Consider the following 2,547-nt stretch of genomic DNA (forward strand, 5'->3'; position numbering starts at 1 on the left):
CTCGTCGGGTAGCCCCGGCGCATTGCTGCGCCGGGGCCCCCTCAGAACCGGCCGTGCCCGCTTTCCGGGCAACCGGCTCAAGCGAGCCTCGTGGGCTTGCGGGCGGGCGGAAGTGCTGCCCAGGTGCCATCGCCGAGGGTGCGGCGGTGGCAGTGGGTGTGTATGAGGCGGGTTGCGACGCGTTCGTCCGGTGTGCCCGCGCCCCAGGCGATCAGTGTGCGCTTGCGGGTCGCCGTGCGGGTGGTCGTGAGCCACTGTTCCCACTCTTGTGGGCTTTGTGGCTCACGGTCGGCGTGCAGGAGCCGGCCTCGGCAGATAGGGCAGCGGCCGTGCTGGGCTTGGAGGAGCAGCGTGGTCACCCCCAGGTGTGGCCGGATCCGGCGACGCCGCTGGGCCCAGTAGGTGGCAAGGTCGGGGTCGTCGGCAGATGACCCGCCTGCCACCATCCGGTGCCGGACGATCGGGGTCCAGGCGAACTTCCGCAGGTAGAAGCCGGTGACCCGACTTCCGAAGATCCACGTGTCCTGCCTGGACGGGTGGAACGCGCCGAAGTACCGGGCCCTGACCCAGTGCCTCGACTTGTTCGGGTGGCGGAACCTGGCCCACTTGTAGACCAGTTTCCACGCGTCGGCGTCCAACGCGTTGAACAGGCGCTTGGACACCCCGATCCGGTAGTACGCCGTCCATCCGACGATGATCGGGTTGAGTTTCGCGATCACCGCGTCGGCGTTGGCCCCGCGCAGGGCCCGCACCTCGATGGACAGCCGCCCGCGGATCCGTCGCACCGCGTCGTCGCTCGGCTTGGTCAACAGCTTGCCGTTGGGATAGCGGCGGATGTTGAACCCCAGGAAGTCCACGCCCTGATCCAGCGACGTGATCCGTGTCTTGGCCTCGTTGAAGACCAGGCCTCTGGGGGCCAGCCACTCGGCGAGCTGTGTCTTGACCTGCTCGGCCTGCTCCCGCGAATGGCACAGGGCGATCAGGTCATCGGCATAGCGGACCACGACTGGGCAGCCGTTCATCGTCTTGCCGGCGCGAGTGCCGGAGACGTAGTAGCGAACCCCGGCGGCGGCTTCCATGCCGTGCAGAGCAACATTCATGATCAACGGGCTGATCACCCCGCCTTGTGGGGCCCCTTCGGGGGTCGGGGTGAACCGACCGGCCTCGACCACACCCGCTGTCAGCCATTGCCGGACCAGTTCCCTGGCGGGAAACGTGCCCAGCGACCTGAGGATGTGGTCATGGTTGAGGTGGTCGAAGGCCGCCGCCAGGTCCGCGTCGAGCACCCATACCCGTTTGGCGTCCCGGCGGGACGCGGTGGTGTGGATGGCCACGATCGCGTCGTGACAGCCACGGCCTGGCCGGAAGCCATACGACTTCGGCTCGAACCGGGCTTCCCACTCGGGTTCCAGCGCGTTGACCGCCAGGGCCTGAAGGCACCTGTCGGCGATCACGGGAATTCCGAGCGGGCGGCGACGCCCGTTGCTCTTGGGCACATACACCCGCTTGACGGGGCGGGGTGACCACGGCGCCGCGCGGTGCTGGACCCAGTCGGCCAGTTCGGCCTTGTGCTGGTCCGTCACCACGACCTGGCCGTCCACCCCAGCCGTCTTGCGGCCAGCGTTGACCTCCGTGACCCGCCGCACCGACAGCAGCGCGTTGGCGCGGGAACGGAGCATCAACTTCTGCAGGTTGCGGACCTTCTTCAGGTCCCCCGCCCGGGTCGCCGCGAAGATCCGCCGCCGCAGTCGCCGTACGTCCTCCTCGACGGCACGCCAATCCACAGCGTCCCAGCCGGGGAACTCGTCCTCGGGTCCGTTCACCATGACGCGACCATCGCCGACCGTGATCACCTCAGGCGCCATCGTGGTGTCCAACTTGCCCCTCGGTTCCGGTGCCGTTGCCAACTCGTCGTTCGCGGGCTCACCCGGCCCGCGTCAGCACCCTCTCGGGTCAAGGCATCAGCCTCTATCCGGCCAGTTATGCGGGACCACCGGCGGAGGTGCCGGCACGCGGTTCCGGTTTCCTGCTGCCTTTCGGCTGCCGGCATTCGCTTCTCGGGCCGTCCTGCGCCCGCCGGCGCATCGGTCGACCTCACGGTCGACCTACCAGATCCAGCTATCACTGGGTCTGGACACCGGCGGGGTTGTCACGTTCCGCATGAAACAGACACGACCGGGGTGGGTGCCCTCTGTGCCCCGGGGACGGCGGTGCGCTCCCGCCCGGCTAGACCCGTCCGGGCGGCACCCGTCGCCTCACAACGACCGGCCCCTGTCTCCCGCTGGACCATCCCATCGGCGAGAGTGCTCATGACGAGGCGTCAACGAGGGTTCACGCGATTCACCCGTCCGGTCTTCCCCGGCCTGTAACCCCTGGATGGAACAGCAGTCCTTGGGCCTTCAACCCTGGGCTTCGCACCCCGCGGTTACCCGCGACGCACGCCAGGGCGGGGACGGTCCTTGCGCACGGGACCGGGTCCTACGTCTTCGACATCAGTCGAACCTCCTCAACGAGTACCACTGTTCTCATGCGACCTCGTGTCGCACG

General features: G+C 68.4%; 1 protein-coding gene. It reads right to left on the reverse strand.

Going from position 1 to position 2,547, the window contains the following annotated elements:
- Nucleotides 1–77 precede the first annotated feature (77 nt).
- Nucleotides 78–1,826, reverse strand: a complete 1,749-nt coding sequence (gene ltrA, locus I6A81_RS40905) for a group II intron reverse transcriptase/maturase (RefSeq protein ID WP_238431179.1) — start codon at nt 1,824–1,826, stop codon at nt 78–80.
- Nucleotides 1,827–2,547: the final 721 nt, after the last annotated feature.

This window comes from Frankia nepalensis, assembly GCF_016786325.1.
GTDB classification, from domain to species: domain Bacteria; phylum Actinomycetota; class Actinomycetes; order Frankiales; family Frankiaceae; genus Pseudofrankia; species Pseudofrankia nepalensis.

Coding starts and splice junctions, on each gene's coding strand:
- ltrA (WP_238431179.1), bottom strand. CDS start 1,826: ATGGTGAACGGACCCGAGGACGAGTTCCCCGGCTGGGACGCTGTGGAT.